3 protein-coding genes are annotated in these 4863 nt (G+C 74.6%); all 3 read right to left on the reverse strand.

Features of this window, described 5'->3' with window-relative positions:
• Positions 1-81: 81 nt before the first annotated feature.
• Positions 82-3075: an AAA family ATPase gene (locus ACWC21_RS15470; RefSeq protein ID WP_450881917.1), complete on the reverse strand. Its 2994-nt coding sequence runs from the start codon at positions 3073-3075 to the stop codon at positions 82-84.
• Entirely contained in the window at positions 3072-4235 is a 1164-nt protein-coding gene (locus ACWC21_RS15475; RefSeq protein WP_450881919.1) for an exonuclease SbcCD subunit D, read from the reverse strand. Before ACWC21_RS15475 ends, ACWC21_RS15470 begins: the two co-directional genes overlap by 4 nt.
• Before the next feature lie 107 nt (positions 4236-4342).
• Positions 4343-4863, reverse strand: a 521-nt coding sequence (locus ACWC21_RS15480; RefSeq protein WP_450881921.1) for an IMPACT family protein, incomplete at its 5' end; no start/stop codon positions are given.

Genomic DNA, 4863 nt, shown 5'->3' on the forward strand with positions numbered 1-4863 from the left:
ACTCCAGCGCGCCTGGATCCGCGTATCGAGCCATGGGCGAGAACCTAGCAGCCGCAGCCTGCGTCCGCAGGGGCGCCGACCTCAGCCGACGCCCCGCTGCCGGAGGGTGGATCCGGTGCGGTCCTTCACCACCTCCAGTTGCGCGTGGATCCGGCGGCGCAGGTCGGCGACGTGGCTCACGATGCCGACGCTGCGGTCCCGTTCACGGAGCGAGTCGAGGACGTCGAGGACCTCGTCGAGGGTCTGGTCGTCGAGGCTGCCGAAGCCCTCGTCGATGAAGAGCGTGTCCAGCCGCACCCCGCCGGCCTCGTCGGTGACGACGTCCGCGAGACCGAGGGCGAGCGCGAGGGACGCGAAGAACGTCTCACCGCCGGACAGCGTCGCCGTGTCCCGCTCGCGTCCGGTCCACGCGTCCACGACGTGCAGACCGAGCCCACTGCGGCCGCGTCCGCTGCGGTCGGCGGAGTGGACGAGCGTGTAGCGGCCGGAGGACATCCGCTGCAGCCGTACCGTCGCCGCTGCGGCTACCTGTTCCAGCCGGGCCGCCAGTACGTACGACTCCAGGCGCATCCGGCGCTCGTTGTCCGCGGAGGTCCCCGCGGTGAGGGCGGCCAGGCGGGCCACGCGCTCGTACTCCTCGCGCAGCGGCGCCAGCCGTCGCACTCCGTCGGCGGCCCGGGCGGAGAGCCGGTCGAGCTCGGCGCAGCAGTGGGCGGCGGCGTCGCGCGCGGAGGCGGCCTCGCGCAGCCGCCGGGCCGCCCGTACGGCGGTCTCCTCCGCCGTCGCGGGATCGGCGGGCGGCCGCTGGGCGGCGGCGGCCGTGTCGGACTCGGCCAGCACGGCCCGCACGGCGGACTCCTCGGACTGCCAGTTGTCCAGGCGGTGTTGCAGTTCCCGGTGGGCCGCGTCGTCGAGCAGTGCGGCGGCCGCCTCCCGCGGGGTGTCGAAGCCGGCGCGGTACGCGGCGTCGGCGAGCCGGGCGTCGGCGTCCTTGAGGCGCTGGGCGGCGTCCTCGGCGGCGCGCGCGGCCTCGGCGGCATCGGTGAGCAGCCTCACCCGCTGTTCCAGCAGGGCGGCCCGGACGGCCACGCTGTCGGCGCCGTCCCTTGCCTGGGCGAGTTCCCGCTCCAGGGTGGCCTGTTCGTGGTCGAGGGTGTCGCGGCGGGTGAGCCGGGAGGCGGCCCGGACGGCGGCCTGCTGCCGGTCCGCGAGGCGCCGCTCGCGCTCCTGCTCGGCCCTGCGCAGCTCCTCGCGCACCGCGTGCAGTCCGGAGGAGTCCTGGCGGGCGCGCGCGTACTGCTGCTCCAGCCGGTCGGCCTCCTCGGCCAGCCCGGCCGTAGGGGTGTCACCCGCTTCGGCGGTCGCGGCGGCCAGCGCCTCGCGTACGACGCCCAGGCGCCGCTCGTCCTCGGCGTGCTGTTCCTCGGCCTGCCGGCTGGCCGCGAGCGCCTGCTCCTCCGCCTCGCGGCCGACGTGCCCGGCGACCTTGCGTGCGGGGGCGGGATGTTCGGTGGCACCGCAGACGGCACAGGGCTCCCCGTCGGTGAGACCGGCGGCCAGTTCGGCGGCGATGCCGCCCAGGCGCTGTTCCTTCAGGTCGAGCCAGTGGCGGCGGGCTTCGAGTGCGCGGTTGCCGGAGGCGAGGGCACACCGCTGGGCTTCCTCCGTGTCACCGGCCAGTTGGTCGCGCATCCGGGCCGCGTCGAGGCGCCGGCGGGTGGCTTCGCGCTGGACGGCGAGCTGTTCGGCCCTGGTGGCGGCCTCCTGTGCGGCCTCGATACGGGCCTGGAGGGACGCGCGGGTGGCGTCCCACTCGGCCAGCCAGTGCTCCGCCTCCCGCAGGACGTCCTCGTCGTCGCGTTCCAGGCGGTCCAGTTCCGCGCGCTCGGTGACGAGTTCGCCGAGCCGGTGCTCGGCGCGGCGGGCCGACTCCAGGCCGCCCAGCTCCTCGGCGGCGCGGCGGGCGGCCGCCGCGAGCCCGGCCGTGCCGGCGTCCGCCCAGGTGTCCGGAAGCCGGCCACGCGCCCGTGCGTGCGCGGCGGTCGTCCTGCGGTGTTCGGCGTCGGCGGCCTCCCGCAGCTCCAGCGCGGGCGCCACCGCCTCGGCCTTGCGCGCCCGCTCCATCCGCGTCAGTGCCTCCCGGTGGGCACCGGCCCGCTCCTGCAGGCGCCCGGCTCGCTCCCGGGCCTCCGTGAACCGGCGCTGCAGCCGCGCCAGTTCCCGCACGTCGGTCAGCGTGCGCTCGGCCGCGGCCTGCGCGGACTCGGCCGCGGCGAGGCGGCAGTCGGCGAGGGCGAGCCGTTCGCGGGCCGTGCTGCGGGCGACGGCGGCAGCGCTCAGTACGGCATCGGCCAGGCCCGGCGCGCCGGGGGCCAGTTCCGGCAGCTCCATGGCGTCACCGGCCTCCTGCTGCATGCGGTGCGCGTCGGCGAGCAGCGCGGCGTCTCCTTCCCGCACCCGGGTCTCGGTCGTGCGCCGGCGTTCGGCGAGGTGTTTCTCCACCTCGGCGAAGCGCCGGGTGTCGAAGAGCCGGCCGAGCAGCCTGCCGCGGGCCTCGGCGTCGGCGCGCAGGAAACGGGCGAAGTCGCCCTGGGGCAGGAGGACGACCTGGCAGAACTGCTCGCGGCTCATGCCGAGCAGTTGCTCGATCTCGTTGCCGACCTCCTGGTGGGAACGGCTGAGGTCCTTCCAGGCTCCGGACGTGGCGTCGTACTCGCGCAGCCAGGTCTGGGCCTTGTCGACCGTCGTTCCCTTGCCGCGCAGCTTGGCGCGTTCCCACGGCGGCTGCCGGGTGATCTCCAACCGGCGTCCGGCGACGGTGAGTTCGAGGCGGACTTCGGTGCGGGTGCCCGGTTCCGCGTGATCGCTGCGCAGGTTCGTGCCCTGGTTGCCCTGGCGCGCTCCGGGCACGGCGCCGTAGAGCCCGTAGCACACGGCGTCCAGCACGGAGGTCTTTCCGGCGCCGGTGGGTCCGTGCAGCAGGAACAGGCCGGCGGCGGACAACGCGTCGAAGTCGACCGTCCGGGAGCCGCCGAACGGGCCGAAGGCGGTGATGTCGAGCCGGTGCAGCCTCACCGGGCCACCTCCCGCGCGGTGTCGTCGGCGCGCACCGCGTCGAACGCGTCACGCAGCAGCATCCGTTCGTGGTCGTCGGGTCCCGTGCCGCGCACATGGGCGACGAAGTCCTGGGCGATCTGCTCGTCGCTGCGGCCGGCGAGGCGCCGGGCGTAGGAGACGGCGGGGTCGTCGGGAGCCCGGTCGGGGGCGAAGACGAGGCTGAGGGTGTGCGGGAAGCGCTCGGTGAGCCGGGCCATGGGGTCGGCGGGGCGGACCGGGTCGGTGAGGGTGGCCTCGACCCAGGCGTTCTCGTGCCGGGTCAGCGCGGGGTCGGCGAGGAGGTCCTCGAGGGTGCCGCGGACGCGGGCGAGCGGGCGGGGCACGGGGCAGTCGAGGCGCTCGGCGGTGACGGCGCCGTCGGCGTCCAGGTCGACGAGCCACATGCTCTTGCGGTGGTCGGTCTCCGAGAAGGAGTAGGCCAGCGGGGAACCCGAGTAGCGGACGCGTTCGGTGATGGTCTGGCAGCCGTGCAGATGGCCCAGCGCCACGTAGTCGACCCCGTCGAACACGCCGGCGGGGACGGCGGCCACTCCGCCGACGGTGATGTCCCGTTCGCTGTCGCTGGCCCGGCCGCCGGTGACGAAGGCGTGCGCGAGGACGACGGAGCGGGTGCCGGGGGCGCGGACCGCGAGGTCGGTGCGGACCCGGTCCATGGCGGCGGCCAGCACGGACTCGTGTCCCGCCTTCTCGACTCCGAACCGGTCCTTCACCAGGGCGGGTTCCAGATAGGGCAGTCCGTAGAAGGCGACGTCCCCGTGGGTGTCGGTGAGCACGACGGGCGTCCCGCAGGCGGACGGCTCGGTCCGCAGGTGGATGCCCGCGCGTCCGATGAGACCGGCGCCGACGCCGAGACGTCGGGCGGAGTCGTGGTTGCCGGAGATCATCACCGTGGGGACACCCAGACCGGCCAGGCGGTGCAGGGCGTCGTCGAACAGTTCGACCGCGGCGAGCGGGGGCACCGCCCGGTCGTAGACGTCTCCCGACACGACGACCGCGTCCACGTCCCGTTCCCGTACGGTCGTGACGAGGTGACCGATGAAATCGGCCTGGGCGCCGAGCATGTTCACCCGGTGGAAGGCCCGGCCGAGATGCCAGTCGGAAGTGTGCAGGAGCCTCATGATCCTCGAGACTAACGGCCGGGTCTGACATCACGGGCGGTCACTCCCGTACCGTCCCGTCATCAAGCCTTCCCGGATGGCGGGTTATGTCCGATTCATTCCGGCCGTCACGCGTCCCCGTAGGCTTCCCCGCCCAGTTGGAACCCGGCCGTCCCGGACGTGACGTCGGCCAGCCAGGCCCGGAAGGCGTCCACGTCGGTGTCCGGCAGGCCGATCTCGATGGTGACCGCCTCCCCGTAGTGCACGTCCCGCACGTCCCGTCCGGTCGCGCGCAGGTCGTTCTGCACCTTGCCGGCGCGCTGGTGGTCGACGGTGACCGTGGCCAGCCGGAACCGGCGCCGGGTCCGGGTGCCGAGCACGTCCAGCGCCTCGCCCACGGCGCCGCCGTAGGCGCGGATGAGCCCGCCGGCGCCCAGTTTGACCCCGCCGTAGTAACGGGTGACGACCGCGACGACGTAGCGCATGTCACGGCGCAGCAGCATCTGGAGCATGGGCACTCCGGCCGTGCCGCCCGGTTCGCCGTCGTCGCTCGCCTTCTGGACGGAGGCGTCGGCGCCGATGACGTACGCCCAGCAGTTGTGCGTGGCGTCCGCGTGCTCCTTGCGGACCGCGGCGAGGAAGTCCTGGA

Source organism: Streptomyces sp. NPDC001348 (assembly GCF_053597535.1).